This window comes from Hymenobacter sp. AT01-02 (assembly GCF_000961955.2).
GTDB lineage: Bacteria > Bacteroidota > Bacteroidia > Cytophagales > Hymenobacteraceae > Hymenobacter > Hymenobacter mucosus.
The window spans coordinates 95,755-118,937 of sequence record NZ_JZIR02000014.1; the positions used below are offsets into that span (position 1 = coordinate 95,755).

The window sequence follows — 23,183 nt, forward strand, 5'->3', positions numbered from 1 at the left end:
GCAGGTAGCTCCAGCTTCTCATAAGGCTTCCTTAATTTTCTCCAGAACGCGCTTTGTTTGTGCATACGCATCGCGACCCGTGGTAGGGGTACCATCTCGCGCGGTAGTGCCAGCCACTTCCACCATATTGCTTTCCTGCATTGCCCGGGGGTAGCCTACGATTGGTTCCGAGGGCGCACCTGAATTAATTAAAGTTCTTATACTAGTGAAAAGCTAGGGTGGCACACTTGTACTCGCGCTGGTCGGCGTTCCACTTGGTTGAATAGACAGCCATGTAGGACAACAAAAAGGCCCGCTATACGGCGGGCCTTTCCAATCTAGTGATTACACGTCCAATTTCGCGTATTTGGCGTTTTTCTCGATGAAGTCGCGGCGGGGTGCCACTTCGTCTCCCATAAGCATGGAGAACAAATGGTCGGCTTCCGCAGCCGAATCTACCGTTACTTGCTTGAGGGAGCGGGTGTCCGGCTGCATGGTGGTTTCCCACAGCTGTTCGGCGTTCATTTCCCCAAGGCCTTTATAACGCTGCACGTTCACAGTCTCAGGACGACCTTTGCCCATTTCTTCCTGGGCTTGCATACGCTCATCCTCAGTCCAGCAGTAGCGCTCTTCTTTGCCCCGCTTTACAAGGTAGAGCGGCGGCAGGGCGATGTAGATATAGCCACGATCTACCAGTCACGCATGTAGCGGAAGAAGAACGTCAGAATCAGGGTACGGATGTGCGAACCGTCAATGTCAGCATCTGTCATGATGATGACTTTATGGTAGCGCAGCTTTGCGGTGTTCAGCGCTTTGGCATCTGCTTCAATACCCTTCTCTGGGTCGGCATTGACACCAAACGTAACTCCCAATGCCGTAATCATATTACGAATTTCTTCGTTCTCCAGGATGCGGTGCTCTTGCGCTTTCTCTACGTTCAGAATTTTACCCCGCAGGGGCAGAATGGCCTGAAATGCGCGGTTACGGCCCTGCTTGGCCGTCCCACCGGCCGAGTCACCTTCCACCAAGTAAAGCTCGCATACCTCCGGGTCTGATTCGGAGCAGTCGGCTAGCTTACCAGGTAGTGAGTTTGAACCTAACACCGTTTTGCGCTGCACCATTTCGCGGGCTTTGCGAGCAGCAATGCGGGCCTTGGCGGCCAGGATTACCTTCTCCACAATGATGCTAGCCTCTTTCGGGTTTTCTTCTAGGTACTGCGCCAGAATCTCACCCACAACGGTGTTCACTGCGCCGCTAACTTCACTGTTCCCTAGCTTTGTTTTGGTCTGCCCCTCAAATTGAGGCTCCGCTACTTTCACTGAAATAACTGCCGTGAGCCCTTCGCGAAAGTCTTCGCCCGAAATTTCCACCTTAGCCTTTTCCAGCTTGCCAGACTTATCGGCGTAGGCTTTGAGTGTGCGAGTAAGGGCAGAGCGGAAGCCAGCTACGTGCGTACCGCCTTCGTGGGTATTGATGTTGTTAACATACGAGAAGATATTCTCTTGGTAAGAGTCGTTGTACTGCAATGCAACCTCCACCGGCGTGTTGCCCTTCTCGCTTACCACGTGGATAGGCGTAGGCATCAGCGCATGACGCTCCGAGCCGTCGAGGTACTGTACAAACTCAGCCAGGCCACCTTCAGAGTGGAAGGTTTCTGTCAGGAAATCGGCTCCATCTTCTCCCTTCTCACGACGGTCGGTGAGGATAATGGTGATGCCCTTGTTCAAGTACGACAGCTCCCGCAGACGCGACGCGATAGTGGCGTACTTGTAGACCGACTCGGTAAAGATTGTATCGTCAGGCAAGAAGTCTACTTGCGTGCCGTGCTCTTCCGTTTCGCCAATCTCCCGTACTGGGTACTGAGGCGCCCCAATTTTGTACTCCTGCTCGTACATTTTACCGTTGCGGCGCACGGTTACTTTCAGGTCTTGGCTAAGCGCGTTCACGCAGCTTACCCCTACCCCGTGCAAACCACCGGATACTTTGTACGTGTCCTTATCAAATTTACCACCGGCGTGCAGCACAGTCATTACCACCTCTAGAGCCGAGCGGCCCTCTTTCTGGTGGAAGTCGACAGGAATGCCGCGACCATTGTCACGCACGGTGATGGAGTTGTTCTCGTTGATTGTTACTTGAATTGTATCGCAGTAGCCGGCCAAGGCTTCATCAATGGAGTTGTCCACTACTTCCCACACCAAGTGGTGCAGGCCCTTCACCCCGATATCCCCAATGTACATGGCCGGGCGCTTGCGCACAGCTTCGAGCCCTTCGAGTACTTGAATGCTGTTCGCGGAGTACTCGGCGGGGGCTTTTTTCTCTTTCGTTTCGCTCATGTTGCGGTAGGTTCAGCGCTAACTGCTTAAGTAGGCAAACATACCAAATTTATTCGGTTTTTGCCACTGTTTGCGCGGTTTTGGGTATTCTTGTCTTAACGCGCACCGACGCTTTATAGTGCCCTCAAACCGACTATTCTGCGCTACCAAACTATGCCAGAATCACGACCCATAAGCCCTCCCACTCGACCGACCAACGCTCTGCCTTCGATAGCCGAATTACTCCTCAAAGTTAGTGCGGAAAGCTGCTGACCAACCGTAAGTAGGCGAAACAGCTATACATCAAAGTACCGAGCGAAAAGCATCTCAACTGTCCTTAGCTTGTCCTAGGTGCAAGTATGGATCTGGCACTCTCGCCTGGTGGTGGGTACTAGTAATCTGCCTGCTTTCACGCCGCTGCGGACGCACTATGTATGTAAAGTACTAATCATCAGCATCCCAATTAGAGAGAACACAGTGCGCCGAACCATAGTGGATACAGTCAAGAGGTTGAAACTTAGAAGAGGTTGCGGCCTACTACAACAACCAATTATCGTGGCACTATCATCCTGTGTTCCAAGGCGCAACGTATTCACCGAAAAGCCATTCAATATAAAATACACAATTATCTTTGATTATTTACGTTATACTGCCTCCTGTTTCCAAAGTGAGCACTAGTCGTGCAACTCAGCATTACCAATCTCCGGCATGTCCACAACTGTTTCGAAGCGAGAAGATCGTAATTATGCGCTTGACCTATTGCGCTTTATTGCGGCTTTCGCTGTAGTTATATTCCACTACACTTACCGTGGCTACATGGCCGACAACTTGAACCCTGTATCCTACCCTTGGTTAGGCTCTATCTGTAAATACGGATACCTGGGGGTTCACCTTTTTTTTGTAATCAGCGGCTACGTCGTACTCATGAGCGCCATGGGGAAAACGGTATGGCAGTTCTTCTTTTCCCGCTTTACTAGATTGTATCCTGCATTCTGGGTTGCCTGCACCCTTACGTTCTTAGCAATACGATTTCTGGGACCAGTAGCTGACTCCCCCTTTCGAACTCATCTTATGGATGCCTCTTTGACCCAGTACATTGTTAACATGACAATGCTACAGCAGTTCTTTGGTTTTCGAGATTTAGATGGGGTGTATTGGACCCTGACCGTTGAAATCAGTTTTTACTTTTTAATCTCCCTACTGATTGCATATAAGCTAGTTGATTATATGCAATGGATTCTGATGGGGTGGTTGTTTTACTCGTTGCTGGCAGGAAGTACGCCTGCCCCCTCTGTTTTCTCCTTTGCGTTCTTTCCTCAATTCGCTCCCCTCTTCATTGGGGGCATGCTTCTTTACTTGCGAAAGATCGGTTTTACTCAGCGGTGGAAGCTTCATATCCTGTTGTTGGTTGCTTTAGGGCTGGCCCTACGTAATGGAATAGCAGCAAGCGTAGGGTTAGGCGTAGCATTCCATGACCAGTTTTCGCCTGTCATAGTAGGCAGTATCATTGTGGCAATATTTGCCGTTTTACTGCTGATTACAGACGGCCACATCACGCTAAAGCGCTTCAACGGCCTCGGCACACTAGGGGCCCTTACCTACCCCGTTTATCTGCTACACCATAACATTGGCTACATCTTCTACCAGCGCCTGCATACTATATCCAATAAATATGTACTCCTAGTAGGGCTGACGATTGCCAGCTTCATAGCGGCCTACTTGGTACATGTCTTAGTGGAAAAAAGATATGCCCGGGCACTAGGACAGCAAGTAGATGCTTTTCTTAAGAAGTTTACTCCTGCCTCATCAAAAGCGTAAGGAAACTGTATTTGAAAAGATTGATTAACGGAGGGCGTATCCTCAATACTTGACTAAGAGCTTTATAGTCACCTAATCAGAACTGACTAGAAGCAGCAAAATAAGATGGTTCAGTTAGGTGGAACAGATTAGGGCAATATTTATAAGTTGTTGTAAGTAACATATTTGCGAGGTTAAGTAGGCAAGAGTTGAGTGGCTTCACTCGTAACTATAGTAGCCAAAATACGTGGCTACGCTGTGCTGGGTGTCAGCTATGTCGTGAAAGGCAGGCCACTCCCGTTGTTCGAATTGCTCGGTTTTGAGGCGCAACTACAGGCATTCGGTATGGGCATTAGCGAGGCATTCCCACGTCGGCTTTAGAAGTATACAATTCCGTGCTGATGGAGCAGCGCCCAGTAGGCGTTGACGCAGTATTACCCACTCCGGTCGGAATGCCTTCGAAACATATTGATAAAACCGAGCGGCTAGGCAATTATGCTGGCTACCACACAGCGCATAACTAGTGGGGGTTAGTGAACCTAATGTTGTGGCTTGCCTAAAAGAGACTATCGGGTAAGGACAGGCTACTGAGCATGCCGCAGCCAATAGAGAATATAACCAGACCCATTTCAATGTAGATATCGAAAGCGGCTACCTATTCCACATAGTTGTCATGCGATTTGTGAATCAAGAAGTAGTATCGCTTCCGATGATCTACGATTAAGAGTCACAGGATGGAGTTATGCACCAACAACTGTTGGCTACTATCAGAAACTAGATCTGCTGCATAGTAGCAGACCTAATACTGGTTTTTCAGCCGATAGATATTGACGCGGTGAATAATATCACTCCTTGGATTGCGCTTATCACTTCCTTTTTACACCCATAGAGCCACTCGCATGAACCAACGTGTAAACTATCAACAAAAAAGCCACCCAGCGCAAAAGCTAAGTGGCTTATTATCAGCGTGGCCCCGATGTGATTCGAACACATGACCGGCTGCTTAGAAGGCAGCTGCTCTATCCAGCTGAGCTACGGAAAAACGTCCCTGCCAGCGTTTCTGGATGGTCTGAGTAGTGTTCTGCAGCTGAATTTCCCACTGTCGTCATCACTTGTATGCACCGCTGTAGGCACCGCGCCACAGTGGCCCTTTACGATGAGCAGAACGACAGAACACAAGGAAGGTCAGGCAACTGTACGCACTTACTACAAGGTCGGCAAGACCCTTGCTGACGGATCCCACCCCTTTCTGATCCGGATTACGAAAAACAGAAAACAGATTTACCGGTCCACAGGGCTATCCTTACACCCGAAGTACTGGAACCCTGAAAAACAGGAAATACGGCGTAGTTATCCGGAACCACAACGGACCCAACTTCTGCTGGAACTGCAGAAGTGGGAACTCAAGTACACAGAAGCTGCTAAATCCCTGGCCCTTTTCGATGAGCGGCATGATGCTGGCTCCGTCCTGGTTCAGGCAGCAACAGAGCGAAAGCAGTTACGCCGGGTCCATTTGCTTGAGTACGTCGGCGAGTTGATTACTGCCATGCTGGAATCGGGGCAAGCGGGCAACGCCAGAGTATACAGGGACTTACGCAACCAGCTGAGCAAGTTCATATCCGCCGAGTTCAACACCACCGATATACCTTTTGAGAAAGTAACAGTATCGTTCTGTAACAGATGGGAAATCGTACTGCGAGCTGCCGGGGCCAAGGAAACGACTTTCTCTAACAGGTTTCGCACCCTCCGAGCCGTTCTCAATAAGGCTATTGCGGCTGGTGACGCCAAGTCGTCTTATTATCCCTTTGCCCGGAACGCTGCGGAGCGTCACAAGTTCAGCATTGGCAAATTTGACGTCTCTACTACCAAGCGCGCAATCAGTCGTGAGTCCGTCCGCCGGCTTGAAGCTCTTCAGCCTGGAACCCGGCGTCTTTGCTTAGCCAGGAGTCTGTTTCTGTTCTCATTCTACTGCGGCGGTATCAACTTCGTTGATATGGCGAAACTAAGATGGAGCAACTTCACAGAGGAAGAAGCAGGTGCCATCAGACTCCGCTACGAACGCCAGAAGACTGGTGGTAAATTCATCATCAAGCTTCTCACACCCGCTGTCGAGATTTTGAACAGTTACCGTTCTCCAGCTCCCCTCTCCCCTCAGAGTTACGTGTTTCCTGTGCTACATACACAGAGACACCTGACATCTACTCAGATTCAGAACCGCTTACACAAGATGCTCGCGTGGGTAAATCAGGACCTGAAGGTGCTGGCTCTGCAAGCAAACATTACCACTCCCTTGACAACGTATGTAGCCCGTCACTCATTTGCTACGAGCCTAAAAAAAGGTGGGGTGGCTACCAGCATGATCAGTGAAGCAATGGGGCACAGCTCTGAAGCCGTGACAATGACCTACCTCGACTCATTCGACTCCGAAACAATGGACGCGGTTTTCAATCAGCTGCTTTAGTTCTGGGCGGATAGAACTGCTGCTCGCTCTGTTAGGGGGCCGAGTAGAAATCAGTAGCGGTGAGTACACTTTTGCGCTCATATGTCAATCATGTTCTGACAGCCCGGGTTCACAACAGCTTGGCGTCTTACTGCAGCCCAGTTCGTCGCTTACTCCCACCAGATTTCTCAGAAAGCCGACCAGCACTTGCATCCCTACACAACCATCAAATAGTTACCTAACAACGACTTACAACTTGTTTAACACGCTCCATTTTCGTATATTCTTGTACTCCCCCTTTGCCTTTTTAGTAATGTTCAACACACTACCCTACTACCTGTTTTTCGATACGGAAACCAGCGGAATCCCTCAAAACTTTTACGCACCCGCGTCTGACACTGACAACTGGCCCCGAGTTGTTCAGCTTGCATGGGCTCTCTACGATGAAGCGGGAGACCCCATTGAACACAAGAATTACCTCATCCGCCCGGATGGGTTTGCCATTCCACAAGAAGCCACTCTTGTTCATGGCATCTCTCACGCTCGGGCTGTGGCAGAAGGAACAGCCCTGGCTGATGTGTTGGAGGATTTTGCATTCGACCTCTCCTGCGTAAAGAAGATCGTTGCACACAACATCAACTTCGACACCAAGGTCGTAGGAGCAGAATTTCACCGTCTTGGCATTACCTCACAGCTCGAAACGGTGCCCAAGATCTGCACGATGGAAATTGGTACTGACTACTGTCGTTTTCCGGCTGCGGGCAGCTTCAAAGGCCACTCGTACAAGTGGCCCAAGCTTGGGGAATTGTACCAAGAGATATTTGGGCACGAGTTTAAGGGTGCACACGACGCACTGAACGACGTTATGGCGTGCGTGCGTTGCTTTTTCGCCATGCAGTACATGGGCTTGGTTGCATGAGTACAAGTTCACAGAAACTCACCCGCGACTTAGTCTGCGCATTCGTCATGTTAGTAGTTCATTATCTACTGCCCTACCTTCTCTAGGAGGTGTTCTCATCAGACAAGGGACTCACTGGTTGAAACTGGTGAGTCCCTTTTTGCATTTAAATGAGGTGTGCATGTTTCCACGGCATACAACGCTCCTCAGGACAGAGTTACGTCCGTAATCTCACTCATTCACTAACCAGTAGGTACACAGCTAGTGGGGTGCAGGCGCATTAGTCTGTACTCAGTACTTGTTCACGGTGAGCAGACAGAAGTGCTCCCACTGATATAGTTAGAGCGAACGTCAAATCCGCGCCGCTACCAAAAAGGGACAGCTTATGCTGCTCTCTCCTAGACTAACTCGGCTACTTCCGCAGACACATACCTTGTTTCAATACTGCCGGCAGATAGTAGTTCGGCTCGAACAGCAGCAAGCTCCATATTCAGTCCGAATGTACCCTGGCTAACGACATCCTCCCACGACTCACTTTTCTTCGCCCATTCACTTGGCAGCCGTCCTACAGATGCAGTAAGAATAAACTCATCAATAAGCGGCACAACAGTGTGAATAAGCTGCGATTGAGCCACCGTCAGGCTTTGACGTCGCCAGATACCGGGTAGGTCAAGGCGTGTCATTACACTGCCTTCCACGTCAACCTCGCCTGTAACATGGCTGAGCCACGCCAGCGTGTATGGAACGGCCAGGAACTTAGTGCCCTTGCGTTTAGCGGCTGTGTACGCAGCATCTGCCTCTTTCCAGAGTATCGCTACTGCTACCAAATCTTCAAACCAAGCGTTATTCGGGAGCTGACCCTCCTCTACCCTCTCACGGAATGCCGCATATGCCTTCTCCCCTCCCATTGCAACCTTATGGGGATTTTGCTCCCAGGCCAGCCGGCATTTTGCTACTAACTCCTTTGTAATAAGCTTGTTACGTGGGTTGTCAGAGTCAAATCTCTTCATGTTTGCCTTAGTCATTGTCCGGGCTCGTTCAACCCGGTACTGACCACGTGCCCGTTCAAAAAACCACCGCTGCTGCTTTCCGGTCCCGCTAAGAGCTGGAGCCCACGTGCTACGCGAAATTCTCTGCAGGGCGACATTAAACGGCTCGTTGGCTGACAGATCTGCCTGCTTTATCTGATTCTGCGTGTTTGCATATTGCGCAATGAGTGCAGCAAAGCGGTCAGTGTCGTGTGCCTCACTGAGCACCGTCAGTTTCATCTGCACAAACACTTTGTCAAGAGGAGCAGCGCCTTTACTCTGGTAATGCAGCTGGTAAATGGACGCTGTCGTCTGCCCTCCATTAACAATCTGCAGATCGTGAATCCGTCGGATAGCTGAGCCATCTTCTGTCAGCTCGACCCGTGCAGCTGTAGCAGCCAGACCATTGTTATAAGCCAGGAACCGCTCAGGAGTTTTCATGACAGTCTCCTGAATCCCTCTGTTTACTTTAGTACTGAACTGAAGAAACGCCCGGACGTTGCGCTCAAGTAGTCGCTGTCCATGACGCTCATATAGTTCGGCCAACACACTACCAGGCAAAATGGCCAGCCACGTCTGATAGTCGTCAGTAGCTACGGGCATGGGCAGGCAACGAATAGGGTGTGAGTGCTCAACGTCGAAGTCGATTACTATCGGCCCTTTGTCTGCAGTGCCTGCGCTAAGCCGCTGAAACCTTTCAATATCCCACAACTCATAGCTCACCATTATGCCGCCAATCTGCTTCTTCTCTGCAGCTCCTTCGGGTGAGCTCGCCCGCCCGTTAGTAAGTATGAATATGCGCACCCGCACTAATTCACTACCATATTTTGCGAGGTGGTAAGCCAGAGCGTATACAGGCGCGGAATCCTCAACTTGGTCAACATACCCCTTAACGGCTGTTTCCAGGAAGCGTGTTGCTTGTGAAATCGACTTTTCCAGATCTGCTTTCCCGAAAGTGCGCACACCTTCCTCAGGCCCTCCTGGACGATAAAAGCTGGTGATAAAAAGATCCAGGGAACTCCCCCCTTCGTTGATGGCATAGGCACTGATCCGGTGTATAATACGACGTCCAGACCTATCCTCACGCGCATCATGGCAGAGTAACGCGTCGCTGATGTAACCAGTGTCCTGCAGCAGATCTAACATGTAGCGGGTAGCTACCTCTTCCAGCAGAGCACCTCCTTCTTCTACACTTGCACGGTCAAGAACTTCTTGATTCAGCTGATCTAAGTAAACGGGTAGAGCATTCATAACACGCGTTAGTACAGCAACGTAAAAAGGGTACTCTCGTGGCAAAGCCAGGGATCGAGTGCGCCCGCATCAAGCTCGTATGTAGCTGCTGTGATAGCCGCGGGCAGCTCATGCGTGCGTAACCGTGGGAAGTCTTCTGAGACTGTCATTAGACGTGTGGGCTTCACCGACCACTTTTCGTCTTTGTACATAGCGGCCTGACTGTGCAGGTAACCGGCCGTTAGAAGCCGTGCTTCGAAACGACTTCCCAGGACAGGGTCGAGTGCAAACCTTTCCACTAAATCAGCGACAAGGACTGGAAGACTTTCTCCGGAAGCACTATTAACCAAAGGGATGTGTAACAGAAAAAAGTCAGTCGCGGCAACTGACTCAAGTTGCCAGAGTCCACCTATGCAGAGTGTGTTACTACCTCCCGAAGTTGTTTTAACCTCTAAGGCAGTGCCAGGGAACTGGAAATCCTGAGGTGCCCGTTCTGGCCCTACCCAAGCGCTGAGGACGGGTGAAGCGGGCACATTTCCAACCGCCAGCAACCAACGCATTGCCCAGAGCTCTCCGAAAAGCCCCTGACGGGCCGGGGCACTCAAACCACCCGGACTATAGTAGTTAAGTAGATCCTGCCAACGACTGAGTCTTTTCAGAAACGCACGAAGTTGATCAGCTTGAACGGTGATTGGCCCCACGACTTCAAGCATGTCAGTAGCCAGTATTGTAAAGATGTCACGTAGTTCTCCCTTCGTGAGCACCAGTGCAACGAACCCGTACCCTGGCGCATTTTGATCTTCTAAGGGGTCAAGGCGCAATCCTTGGTTACGGTCACTGGAAACGACCTTCCGTACCAGATGTACCGGCAGACGAAGTAAAACAGCTCTATTTGTGGGTCCTCCAGGTACGCGTCGTACCCCAGCCAGTAATTGTGCGGAAGGACTTCCTGTATTCTGGTACGACAGCGTATCAATGGACGAGTCGCTCTCCATCTGCTGCCAAATGATATCCAGCTTGCTCATTTGCTAAGTGCCAGTGCTTCTTCGTCTGGATCGACCTCATCGAAGTCGGTTTCAAACTCTTTCTGGAATACTTCATTTACAGCGTACTCCACACCTTCGTCGTTCCCAATCTTTGGAAAACTCAGAGCGTACCCGATAACAGGATGCTCTGCACCTAATCCAGCGGGTACAGGACTCAATGGGTAGAGCAACAACAACGCCTGGGTTTCCGGACGGGCAGCACGTATAAAACGGCCAGCGGGAAGATCTACCTTGAGTTCTTGGAATGCCGGTTCAGGCATCCCTACCTGAATTGAGTGTTTACGTTTCTCTTCTTGCTCCCATTTCTTCGCAGCCAAGTGGGCTTGGCACGCACGGTCTAACTGCTCATCCGAAAGATCCAGCAGTTCATGACGAGGGCTGATTATATGTGAGCGAACGACCATGTACGGCCCCTCTGTTGGAGGTTGCGCAGGAACGTCTTTATTCTTTTCGCCACGGGGACGCTCGTGCGCTCGATAAGTACTGTTTACAGACGTTAGCTCACCGTTGATGACAAATGGGTACGCAGGGGCATCCTCAGATTTTGCTTTTCGTTCAGGCTGAACCAACACTACAGTCCAATTGGTAATAATTCCGTGAGCTGACTGCTTCTGAATGTAGTCTGTCAGCTTCAGTGCTTCAATATTCGGCTGGCTGGTTTTAAAACGTTTCAGAAAGTCCATCACTACATCGGCAGTAGTGCTCCACGATAATGACTGTTGAGGAGATACTTCCCGTACAATGCGATTTGGCAGCTTCCCTGGTGCTCCCAGACCAGATACTAAATCACGCGTGAGCTGGTAGTTGTCAGCAACAATCCTTGGATCCCGCTTAAAACTGTACGTTTCCATAAGTCTGTCAGAATAGCTCAAACTCATCTTCACAGCTCCACGCATCTTGTTGGCAGCGGTAATCTGCAGCATACCTGGCAAAGTCCTGATCTTGATGCCGTACTTCCTGGGAGTACTGTTAAGCTGCACCATCTCGTCAAACTGGTCGCGCATTTCCTCCGAGGCGAGAGCAATGTGTTGATACCACTCCAGAAGTTGTGTAGTGGTAAACAAACGGCACAAATCTGCATACCCTGGTCGGTAGCCGAACCAGCGGCCCATCTGCATGAGTGTATCGTACATGCGGGATGCCCTTAAGAAATAGCTGACAGAGAGTCCTTCCAGTGTCAGACCTCTGGAAAGTTTGTCTCCGCCCACAGCAATCACCGAAAGTCCTGCTTCTGTACCATCTTCAGGATTTACCTTTTCATAGTCGACATAATTGATCGGCCGGTGCAGCGGGTTCCCACCAGATTTATCTGGAGACCCATGCGCTACACGGACAACTATTTTCTCCGTTGCTGGCAGTAGCGCAGGCAACACTTGCTCCCATGTACAAGAAACCACTGCCGGGTCACGCCAGTGCGGATCATTCTGCAGGACATGTACTACTTTACTAGTGGTGTCCTTATAATCCGCTTCGAACAACTCTTTCAGTTCTTCCAGCAGACTACCATTGCCGTAGCGAAGCTCACGTTGCATGTTCTTCAACGCGTCATCAACGAGTTCAGCCAACGCGTCCTGCCATATCACAAACCGACTGACATGCACCAGCATTGAACTATGGCGGTGTTGTTGCCCACGCACGCGCCGGATTGCGCATGTCAGAATAAAGCACCGCATGGCCCGCTCCAGACTTGGCGGCAGAGTAGACGGTGGCGTATCCTGCATCTTATGCTTGTCCGGTATGTAAGGCTTGTAGTCATCGACCAGACGCACTATGGGCAACAACTTCGCGGCAGCAGCTTCAGCCTGCTCATCATCCAGCACTCCCCCAAGACCAAAAATGCGCGTTGCACCTATGTAGTTAGATGGTGCAGGCAGGTTGACGATGAAGTCCCGCGGGAATAAGTCCTGCCCTACTATAAACTCTGCACCACTCACTTTATGCTGATGCCCCTCGTAATCAGCAGGTGCAAGTTCTGGAATGTATACGTTAGCGTAGGGGGTGGCGGTGTAACCCACATAAGCCTTCTGCTCAAACAATGAGAGGAGGGCACGTATGTTCCGGTTAATGGCCGATGCTGTAGTCTTACTAACGTTGACAGAAGCATTGTCAGCTTCGTCATCAATGAGCAGGAGTGGCAGGCGTGGGATGATTTTTGTCTTCCCATCTAACGTCTCGCCCTGTGCACCCAGCCAGCGTAACAGCGCGTTGAGAACACTGACGTTTTTCTTAACCACAATGAGCGTCGGGTCTGAGCTCAGAATACTGACCCCAGAGCTACGGGCTGACTTCAAACTAAAGTCTCCATCTTCAGCACTGGTTGTCAAAGCGTTGGCCGAAAACTGGTTATTAAAGCGGCCAGCGCCGATAATGTTGGTATCGTGTCCCGGCACCCAGGCACGCTCCATCTGAGTGTCCCGGCCTATAAAACCCTCGTCGAGACGGTGTTGCGTCTGGCTACGCAGACTACTGTGCAAACCTGTGAGGACGATAATGACACGGTAGCCTGCATCAGCTGCTTTACAGATGAGCCCTGTGTAATTACCTGTTTTACCAGACTGTACGTGTCCCACTACCATGCCGCGCCTGTCCCATCCCTTCGCTTGAGCTGGATTAGTGAGACGGTCGAGTATATCGTCGGTCAGGTTGTCCATCTTATTGATGGTATCTGTCGGCAACTCAACCACCTGCTCCATGAAGTCACGGTAACGCCGCCAGAAACGCCACTCGATATTGTTCTTGTTGCCAAACAACCATGTACGTTGCTGTTGGTCCTCACCATCCAGAATCTTATAATCCTGATTTACTACAACTGAGTTGGCCAGGAGCTCCTGTATCAGACGCTCTTGCTCTTCACCTGGAAGCTTTTTACGTGTAGAAGCATAGACAACCTCCTCGCGAATGAAGTCTTCTGTAAGCCCTGTTTCACCCGATAATGCACCAATGACACTCTTGCGAACCTGTTCGTAAGTGTTACTATTCATAATGTAGTTTATTTCAGCCTACCAGCTGCTCCAGAAGGTGGGGCTTGCGGTGGAAAGGATCGATACAAGATACGTACTGCCGGGCTTCATTTTGCGTGTGTCCAGCTGCTCTCTTTCGCTTGTAGACACGCTGCATCATTTCAAACGCTTCCCCCTCGTCATCATCAAAAGGGTATCCTTCCGAGCCATTGGCTTCTGACATTGTCACAGCTATCTGAGAAGTCGGAATAGACTCTTCCACTAAGCGCAGGGCGTCCTTCAACCTTGTGGCCAGAGGTGAGCCATCAAGGTCTGTCAGGAGTGACTGCAAGAATGGATGATCACGGTTAAGCTTGTAACGCGTCCTACCCTCCTTAACTTCCAGCATCCACACCGGAGACACATCATCACCTGCCCCGGTTAATTTTTGGAGTCTGGAACCGCGCGAACGATACACGTCTGCAGCCCGCTTGCGAGTTACCGCAGCAATAGCCTGCAACCGCTCTCTTAAGAAATGCGGCGGCCGGGCTCTTGCTTTACGAATGTCGATCTGCCACTCCTGGTCCAGGCTTGCAGGCAGAGAAATGGCGATACGTGCCAGTCTGTGGTGCTCGTTTCTGGGGAACATCCCCAGCCAGTCACCAGCGACCAGCAATCTGTCGTTGCGGTACACGTAGAACCCCTGATGACTATTCCAGCCCTTAATCCTTCCTGCGTTAGCACACTCCTCATCAGTATCAAACATCCTGTGATGAGGCAGGACGTAGGGAGTGATGGAAACCTGCTCGGCGAGTTCTTCATCCGGTAAGCGCTGTGTACCCTTCCGGCCAGCGAGAAAAGGATCCCACGGCTTGAGCAACACCCCGTTTATTTTTATTACCAGCCCTTGCTGCAGGTACCTGTGAAAGGTCATTTCGAGATGCCACTGTACCCGTTCGATGATTTGGTTGAACTTGCTCAGATCCTTACCCTTTTCGGATAGCATGCCCCCCACCAGCCGGTCTGCCAGCTCCCACACCACTACTGTTCCATGGGGCTGGGTCTTCAGTTGAGCCACAAGTATGGGGTCTGACACCCATGTTAGTAGTTGCCAGTCGTCAGTTGATGCTATATGGTTCAGATCCCAGCACCTGTAATGCACGTCACCGTCCTCTTCCTTGGACAGAACTGTCAGACGGCGGCACTGAGAAAACGACGCAGTCTTAAGCCCCATACCAAAGCGTCCTAAATCAGTGCTGTTACGCTCCTGAAGCGGGTTCTTGGAACCTGGACGCATTGCATTGACAAGTGAATCCTCAGACATACCATGCCATCATCGGTAATTATCACGACTGAGTCGGAACCTGCCCAACGGAAATCGACGGAAACTACGGATGCTGAAGCCGTTATACTGTTGTCCACTAAGTCAGCGATGGCAGTCTCAGGTGAGTACCCAATGGCGCGAAGCGTTTCGACAAAAGCCGCCGCCTCTGGCCGGACCTCTTCGTAAGCAACCCCAGCAAACGCCCCTGACTTCACATGTCCGATTAGGGGCTGCACCTGGAGTTGTGTTCTGTCAGGGAGTTGTTCGCTGGTAAGGCGATCCTGCTCCATTGCTCGTCCGGCTGAATGTACCTGAGGGCTGGCAATAACTACTGTAGCCCCACCTGCTTGATCATCACACATATCCAGCGGGACGTTGGACAAAAACGAGCGAACTGGATGAACTTCAGAGAGAGCATCTTGCAGTTTTCTGGCTAGCGTTTCCGGACTTACACCTATCATGCTTCCACGTACTCCTCCGCTCACGAGAAGTTCGCGCAACGCAGCATGTATTGCCTTGTCGTCATTCTGTGTCACACTCACAAGCAGAAGATTAACCCGGAAGGGCAGACCATCCGGACCATCGACAAACTCAATCAGAGCCAGATCGTCGGGTTTCAACTGACCGTAACGCGAAGGATCGCCATCCTGAGGGTCGTCTATCAACGCTCCTTCAAGTCTCCAGTTCTTGGACTGCTTTCTGACATAGCGCAGCATCTGGTGAACAGACGTTACGCCTGGCCCCTGCACATTCAGCTGCACTGGTATGGAAACTTCGGCTTCGCGTAACGCAGGAAAGAACAGATGAACCAGCACTGCCGCGTCCAGGTTGATGGCTTTCTGCTTGCTGGAGCGAGGAGTTGAGTCGAAGTACCGCTTGAATATTGTCAGATCAGAGTGTTTGAGGCACTTGAGCGCAATCTTGCGTGACGGCGGCGCGAGCTCCGTCGAGAGTAGTGGATATAGTACTGGCAACTGCATAAGAAAGTAAAGGAGGGACGGCGTTACCGATCTGTTTAAATGCCGGGTTCATAGTGCCGCAGAAGCCGAATCCGTCTGGGAATGATTGAAGACGGGCGGCCTCACGTACAGATATGGTACGCGCCTGTGCGCTGTCGTAGTGAATATGTGAATAGCTGTCCTTGCCCAGGTGTGCCATTAGTGTACGGGCAGGCTGATCCGGCTCCATCTTTCTCCACTTATTGGGAAACTTCTCCGGATCGTAGGGTGGTACGTATTCCTTGTGAAGCTTCTTGTAGCGTGCACTATCTACAGGGAGCGGCCGCTTGTAGCGCCTTTTAAGCTCCTCCTGGAACATCTGATTGGCGTACATGTGTGCCTGTGGATACTGGTCGCCTGCAGCCATACGCTGGAATATCTTGTAGTCTCGCGGCAGACTGCGGATCACATGGGCATCCACACCAGCTGTGCTCTCAAATCCACCCCATTCCCGCATCATAGTCCCATAAGCTCCTGGCTCAACTCCTGGGTTGTAAGGGCAAATGGCGTCCAGACGCTTTGTTCCACGCTTCATTTTGCCACGCAGATGCTCGGTAATCTTCGGTAAGTCACAGAGAGCGTCCTGTGCAGTAACAGCCGGAGGCAACGCTGGATTATCACGTCCTACTTCTACATAGTGACGCGAGAACAGGTCTACCCTAACGTGTTTGAGAGCGGCGTTACGTGCACTCAGGTAACCACGTGGAAGTTGAATGGAGTGGGTGGCTTCAGGAAATGTTACCTCTACGCCAAGTTCAGTCCGGTAGGCAATCAAGACCATCCGCTCACGCATCTGCGGGACTCCATAAAATGCTGAGTTCAACAACGTGTACTGGCAAGTGTATCCAAAACCCTTCAGCTCCTCACACGTCTCTTCAGCCACATTAATCCCACCATAATTCAATGCATCCGGCACATTCTCCATGACCAGCGCAAGTGGCTTAAACAGGGCAACGTACTCCAAATAACGCAAATACAGGTTACCACGCGTATCCTGCAGGTACGCTTCCGGGTGCTCAGCAAGCGCCCTGAGTTTTGCCCTCCCTATCCGGGTGTAAGCCTGACACGGAGGCCCCCCAACAATGATATCGACAGCTTCGTCAATAGGCCCCCTAATTCCTAACTCTTCCAACAGGTCACCAGGATCAACCTTAGTAATGTCACGGGAGCGGCCATGAACCTCCATTTCCTCAGGAGACCTATTGTGAAAGTTGCGGGCATGGGTAAGTGCCGCATGTGGATCCACTTCTACCGCACCAGCGATAGTGAACCCAGCCCGATGGAAGCCCAGGGATAGTCCCCCGCATCCCGAAAACAGATCTAACACACGAAGGGGAGCCCCTTCTCGAAATCGATTTAACTTCTCAACAAACGCCAACGGTAATCTATGGAGCGGTAAATCGGAGTAAATACAGACTGTCGTCACATACCGTTCCTCTCCAATTCTACAAAGAAGCAAAATGTAAGTTCAGGTAGCAAGGGCAGCTGAATCAGGTGGTCCTGTGATGTTATCCACTAATGCAGCCAGAGTTTCCTGCCTTCTGTGCGTCTTAAGCTCGCACTCCCAGATCGTTACCACTTTCCATCCAAGTGTTGCCAGTTCTGCCTGTTGCTTCAGGTCATTGGCTACATTTCGGCCTATTTTGTTCATCCAGAAGTCTGTACGTGTCTTTGGAGTAACAAAGTAGCGACACCCTTCATGCCCGTGCCAGAAACACCCGTGGACGAATACTGCAGTACGATATCTGGGTAGGACTATATCTGGTTTACCCGGCAGCTCCTTCTGATGGAGACGAAATCTGAGTCCCTGCCCATGAAGGTATTGCCGGACAACCAGCTCAGGTTTGGTGTCCTTACCCTTAATCTGGGACATATTGTAGCTACGGGTAGCGGTACTGTGAACATCAGCCATACTTTCTCAACACTCACATTGTACGTCAAATTCCCTCAGCAAGAGTTACGAAATCATCCTGCGGTAGCTCCTTAACCAAGCTCATCAGGCTCGGCAAACAGCACCTCACACTACAACGTCACCTGTAAGACACAGGCTCCTCAGTAAGCGAACCGTATACGGCACAGGTTTTATGAGTGTATTGCGGTACCTTTGTTACCACATCTCGACTGTAATGATCTTAGCTGAACCTACTGGCTTTGGATACTCTCCCAGAACATTTCTACACCTGTATTGCGAGTGTCAGAATGGTTCTACACCCCATTCAGCAGGGCGTACAATTCTTCAGGAGGACTCCAATATGCGAGTTGACCTGCACTGTCGTCGTTGTGGCAACCACGTTGAGCACATTACTAACAGGCTCCCTGATGGCTACCACGCTTACCATATACGGGTCACAGGAGAAGACGGGCCCCATCTACCTGACGAATTCAGACCGCTTCCTTACCTGGAAGAGGAGTTTCTTGTGGTAGGGCGCTCGAACCAGGATGCATATGAGCGTGCTGCTTTTGCATGTGGACTACACTTCTCGGGTCACAAAACTACATGGTACGTTGACGGAAGTGAGTGGAGGGACGAGCGGTTCTAGTTGCAGTGTAATGTTCCAAGCTACCTGTTAAAATCCCCCTCACCGACAGGCAGCAGGAAACACCAAAGCAAAATGAACGAGTACAGTTCTGTCCAACACGACCTCGACCCCAATCCACAACCAATTAGCTATTTCGAGCTAAAAGCCGACCTTTTCCGGGAAAAGGACAACTCGTTCTCAGACGCTCCTGTAAGCAAATACAGAACGGTTTTTCACAAGGTCGCGCTCGACCCAGGAACCTACCTCTCTTGTGGCACTCATCTGCGTGAATTAGATCTCCTCGCAGCCGATACTGCAGTGCTTAATTTCCAGGCTGGTTCGGGTAAGACCGAATTGCTGCTGGATTGTGTGCAGCGATACGCTGCATCTAATGAGTATGTGGTATTCTACTGCGCACCCTTTCTGCGCCTGCTCAGCGAACTAAGTGATAAGCTCACGCAGCGGAAAGTAACTTACGTCGACTGCACCAAACTTGCGAAGCTTGATACAGCGGCATCCCCATCTCCCCAGGCTATCGTTCACCTAATGACGCCGGATTTCCTGCTCAGCAGTGGGGGGCGAAAGTATGTACGACAAGCGACTAAAAAGCGTGATTACCGGGAAGAACTACGATCCTACTTGCATACTCACGGATGCAAGGTCATTGTGATACTGGACGAGATTCATGAGAAAACCTCTGTGTTCGATGCGGAGCGTTTTCCTCATCTGCTGGAGTGGTTCGGCTTGGTACACAAGGTCTTCATTGCCAGTGCCACCTTTACTCACGATGCTGTTGAGGTAGTCAAAGCAGTATCGTTTCTGACAGAAAGACGTATCAGCGTTTTCCAGGCCGACCGGGTCAAAGGGAAGACTCAAGCTCGTTTACATCTGCACATTTGCGCCCAGAACTATAGCGAGCGTGATCTGCACGGCCTTGCAGGTTTGGATAGGGTCATCCGTGCTGCCTCAGACCGGCAGTTTCACTTGCTGGCTGCGTTCAAAAACCTGGCAAAAAAACTAATCGACGACAAGCACAGCCCCTCAGGTCAAGCTATTAGCGAGCGAACATCAAAGCCCCTCCTACTCACAGGCAACAACAAAACTGCCTTCGATGAGTCCAGGTGCTCCATCGGCACCACCTTTAAAACGGGCGTAAACATCACCACTTCCGAGGCAGTGCTCATTGTCGTACTGCCCGGCATAACTGGTGAGAACGTGGATTCAGCTAAGCTAGGGGCGTTTAGTGACATGCGTTCCTCGGTGATTCAGGCCTTCGCCCGAGTTCGCAATGGTGGAGACATTCATGTGTTCATGCCACCCTTCACAACATATATCCACAACACGGACTTTCTGCTAGATGTAAGGTGCGAGAATGTGCTCCGCTCGCTTCGTGGCGAGACTATCAGTCAGGTGGCTTACCGGAATGAGCAGGAATTATTCGACGAGTTTACCCAGCTACATCATATTCGCCAACAGAAACTTGCGGCCTTCAAGCGTAGTGTAGACCCTGCTACAGCTAATGCTTACGACCACACAGTAGGCTTCAGTAGCTTGTATGACTACACCCTTGCCGAATATCCGTCTTTCAAAGATGAGACGTTGGACGAAAATGGGCAGGGCCTGGGTCCGTTCATCCTGTGGATGGCGCTACAAGAACAATTCACCAATTGCTCGCTCTCAACCCTGACCGTAGAAGCATATACGGGAGCCACAGTTTCACTGCCTAAGGATTCGTCCTGGACAGAGTTTCTGCAGGCTGAAGCCAAACGCCGCCTTGCAGAGTACCATCCATCGTCCATTCACGACGGCATTGAGACGATACTTCAAGTGCTCGGGGAAAACTCTTCTGGTGAACAGATTACTTACCTTCTCGACCCGCGTACCAGTGGATTGAAAACAGGAACGCTTCGTGAGCTGTATGGGCAGACCAGAGTTATCACCGAAGCAGTGTACAACGTAGCAGAAGCACTGGTGCTATCTAAACCGCTGAAGAAAGGTGCCCGCTTCAATTTCCTGGTAAGTAGCGCCATAAGCCAGCCCCTGATAGTGCCCAAAACACAGGAGGACTACTTCACCCTCATTCAGAACAGCCTGCAGGACCTCAAGCACGAGGTGCTCAATTCCGCGAAAAATGTTGGTGGGAAGCTCTACTTGCCTGCTTCATTCACTGACGTGCTGTCTGAAAGCGTCAAGCAAGTCTGTGCTAAGCTGGTGGATCTTCTCCAAACAGCGACGACTGAAGTTGCTTTACTCAAGAGCGGCCTTGTCCCTCTACCGGGCTACTCGAAAGAGGACCTTGATTACTGGAGTGTTGCACTACGGTTATTGCGTCAGGAGCTAGGTTTATCAGGTGTACCACATTCACGCGAGGGACGTGCTGACATCTTCGGCAAGCAGGAACCTCACTATAAGCTTAAGGTGACGAACATTGCTTCGTCGACAGAAGACTTTCGGCAGAGCTAGTCATGCTTACCCGACAAGGGTGTCGACGATTAGAGGTGACCACACTTGTCGTTTAACTTACCAGTTTTCTGGAATAGTCTTATATGGGAGTTGCGCAGAAAATCGGTAAGTCGTCGGGCAGTGACGCCGTGTTGTCTAATGCTTGCCCCTTGTCGAGAAATTATCATTGTCTCCGTCTTGACGTCGGTAACAATTTCATGTGCGCATGTGCGAACAAGGAGATAGCCGTAATGCTGCTTTAAGACGCTTTCTCCTGACCACACAACTTTCAGCGCCTGATAGTACACTAGATAGCTAACTCCGTGAGTTCAGACGCTAGTAACAGTCTTCTGCACATGTTTAACAACCTTCACGTTCGGCACAAGCAATCAAGTCGACACGCCGAAGCTGCCTAGTGAACAGAGCATTACTACACAACTACACAGCACTTTCTAGCAGCACTATATAGCTAACTCCTCTCTTATACAAACTACTGTAGTAGGTGCACTATGCCGCGTAATACAGTGGGGTTCAAAGCAGGAAGGCCACAGAAACGGACACTCAGAAAAAATTTGGGAAAAATCTGAGCTTTAGTGAACGCGAGTGTGCTGGGTACCCTAAGAAACACCCCCCGGTACTTCGGGGCAACCGACCTCCCCCCCACCTCATGTAGCTTCACTTGATGTTTAGTAAGTTACATCGATCATGTTTAAATGCGGTGGAGTTAGGAATCTCCTCTGTTCCTTACCCTACAAGCTCTTGAGACGAAGGTACTGGCTTTACAATCAGGCGTTCGGGGTAAGGACTTAAACGATGTCTGACCGAGTCGGAATTACAGCATGAAGAGTTACGTGTCCTTCGACACAGCTAAGTGTTTGAATTGTTTACTCAATGGTTTGAATCTCTTTTTCCAGCGTAGCACGACTGCTAGAACTTTGTCATAGTCATGTAAGCTGCTGGGCCCGTCTGTCGCTCTTCACTCTAGTTAACCCAGACGCAGACAGGGGCTGGTGTAGTCCTTCTACGTTCCCAGATGGCAGTCACCTAAACTCTACCTATGAACATGGACGCTTCATCCGGGAAACCGATTTCACACCTTAACCGCCGCGACCTGCTGAAAACGGGTTTGCTCTTGGCTGGAGGCGCTATGTTGCCGTCCGCCTGCTCCGTTTCTGTACCCGCCTCTTCATCTCGGTCCGCAGCCGCCAAAAGCCAAGTGAGTGGCAGACGTAAGCTGGGCACTCTGGAAGTTTCCAGTGTCGGCCTGGGAGTGCAGAACATGAGTCGCAAGTACACTACGGAAGTGCCTAACCGGGTCGAGATGCACAACATCATCCGGGCGGCCTACGATCAAGGGGTCACTTTGTTTGATGCTGCGGAAGCGTACGGGCCGTTTGAGGTGGAGCGTATCTTGGGTGAAGCAGTAGCCCCTTTCCGCAATAAAATTGTCATTGAGACGAAGTTTGGCTGGAACATCGACCAAAAAACCGGGCAGCGGCTACCCGGTTTAAACAGCCGACCCGACCACATCAAAGTCGTGGTAGACGGCATGCTGCAGCGCCTGCGCACCGACCGCATAGACCTCTTATACCAACACCGGGTGGACCCGGCTGTGCCTATTGAAGATGTGGTCGGGGCCATCAAAGACCTCATCAGCCAGGGCAAAGTGTTGCACTACGGTTTGTCCGAGCCTGGCCTACAAACCGTACGGCGCGCGCATGCCGTGCATCCGGTGACGGCTATCCAGAACGAATACTCGCTGCTCTGGCGGGGACCGGAAACGGAAGTGCTGCCGCTCTGTCAGGAACTCGGCATCGGCTTCGTATCGTGGAGCCCTTTAGGTGTAGGGTTTCTCACCGGGGCCATTGACGTGGGCACCCGGTTTGCACCCGGCGATATTCGTGGCATAGAATCCCGGTTTTCGCCGGAAAATCTGCCTAACAACCTAGCCCTTGTCGAACTGGTCAAACGCTGGGGTGTGCAGAAAGGCGCCTCCCCCGCCCAAATCTCGCTGGCTTGGTTACTGGCACAGAAACCGTGGATTGTGCCTATCCCGGGCACCACACAGATGGCCCACATGCTGGAGAACAACGGCGCGGATGCGGTCCGGTTTACGGCCGATGAGTTGGGGCAATTCAATGCGGAGTTAGCTACGATTCAGGTCAAAGGAGAACGGCTACCGCAGATGGTCCTCCAGTTTTCCGGGGTGGAAGCAGCACCCAAACAGTAGC

Annotated in this window: 11 protein-coding genes, 1 tRNA gene and 2 pseudogenes; 5 read left to right on the top strand and 9 right to left on the bottom strand. The window is 51.1% G+C overall.

Annotated elements, in window-relative coordinates; all coding sequences use genetic code 11:
• Window positions 1-18 precede the first annotated feature (18 nt).
• Together VI25_RS27610 and gyrB are read right to left on the bottom strand one after the other, a co-directional pair.
• Entirely contained in the window at window positions 19-141 is a 123-nt protein-coding gene (locus VI25_RS27610; RefSeq protein WP_262489918.1) for a hypothetical protein, read from the bottom strand.
• Between the two features lie 183 nt (window positions 142-324).
• A pseudogene (gene gyrB, locus VI25_RS05325) lies at window positions 325-2,312 on the bottom strand (DNA topoisomerase (ATP-hydrolyzing) subunit B).
• Window positions 2,313-2,999: 687 nt separating this feature from the next.
• Here gyrB and VI25_RS05330 point away from each other — a divergent pair.
• Window positions 3,000-4,109 carry an acyltransferase family protein gene (locus VI25_RS05330; RefSeq protein ID WP_045688835.1) on the top strand — a complete coding sequence of 370 codons (1,110 nt, stop codon included), beginning with the start codon at window positions 3,000-3,002 and terminating at the stop codon, window positions 4,107-4,109.
• Window positions 4,110-5,056: 947 nt separating this feature from the next.
• On the opposite strand, the gene VI25_RS05335 is transcribed toward VI25_RS05330, so the two are convergent.
• Window positions 5,057-5,126, bottom strand: a tRNA-Arg gene (locus VI25_RS05335).
• Between the two features lie 118 nt (window positions 5,127-5,244).
• Between VI25_RS05335 and VI25_RS05340 the strand changes: the two genes are divergently transcribed.
• Window positions 5,245-6,549, top strand: coding sequence for a site-specific integrase (locus VI25_RS05340; RefSeq protein ID WP_045688849.1), 1,305 nt, complete (start codon window positions 5,245-5,247; stop codon window positions 6,547-6,549).
• A gap of 292 nt (window positions 6,550-6,841) precedes the next feature.
• Complete coding sequence (locus tag VI25_RS05345; protein WP_045688834.1) at window positions 6,842-7,447, top strand: 3'-5' exonuclease; 606 nt, start codon at window positions 6,842-6,844, stop codon at window positions 7,445-7,447.
• 377 nt (window positions 7,448-7,824) lie between these two features.
• Here VI25_RS05345 and VI25_RS05350 read toward each other — a convergent pair whose 3' ends face one another.
• The 6 genes and pseudogenes from VI25_RS05350 to VI25_RS05380 form a co-directional block, all read right to left on the bottom strand.
• Window positions 7,825-9,705 (bottom strand): AIPR family protein, encoded by a 1,881-nt coding sequence (locus VI25_RS05350; protein WP_045688833.1) that lies wholly within the window; start codon window positions 9,703-9,705, stop codon window positions 7,825-7,827.
• A gap of 8 nt (window positions 9,706-9,713) precedes the next feature.
• Window positions 9,714-10,709, bottom strand: coding sequence for a PD-(D/E)XK motif protein (locus tag VI25_RS05355; protein WP_045688832.1), 996 nt, complete (start codon window positions 10,707-10,709; stop codon window positions 9,714-9,716).
• Window positions 10,706-13,711 (bottom strand): Z1 domain-containing protein, encoded by a 3,006-nt coding sequence (locus VI25_RS05360; protein WP_055562335.1) that lies wholly within the window; start codon window positions 13,709-13,711, stop codon window positions 10,706-10,708. Before VI25_RS05360 ends, VI25_RS05355 begins: the two co-directional genes overlap by 4 nt.
• A 13-nt stretch (window positions 13,712-13,724) precedes the next feature.
• Window positions 13,725-15,973, bottom strand: a pseudogene (locus VI25_RS05365) (ATP-binding protein).
• A complete protein-coding gene (locus VI25_RS05375) occupies window positions 15,885-17,318 on the bottom strand; it encodes a DNA cytosine methyltransferase (RefSeq protein ID WP_082455422.1) in 1,434 nt (477 codons plus the stop codon). Before VI25_RS05375 ends, VI25_RS05365 begins: the two are co-directional and overlap by 89 nt.
• Window positions 17,319-17,459: 141 nt before the next feature.
• The gene (locus VI25_RS05380; protein ID WP_045688828.1) at window positions 17,460-17,903 is read right to left on the bottom strand and encodes a very short patch repair endonuclease; all 444 of its coding nucleotides are present in this window, start codon (window positions 17,901-17,903) and stop codon (window positions 17,460-17,462) included.
• A gap of 700 nt (window positions 17,904-18,603) precedes the next feature.
• Between VI25_RS05380 and VI25_RS05390 the strand changes: the two genes are divergently transcribed.
• Window positions 18,604-20,973 (top strand): DEAD/DEAH box helicase family protein, encoded by a 2,370-nt coding sequence (locus tag VI25_RS05390; RefSeq protein WP_045688826.1) that lies wholly within the window; start codon window positions 18,604-18,606, stop codon window positions 20,971-20,973.
• Between the two features lie 1,042 nt (window positions 20,974-22,015).
• Complete coding sequence (locus tag VI25_RS05395; protein WP_045688848.1) at window positions 22,016-23,182, top strand: aldo/keto reductase; 1,167 nt, start codon at window positions 22,016-22,018, stop codon at window positions 23,180-23,182.
• Window position 23,183: the final 1 nt, after the last annotated feature.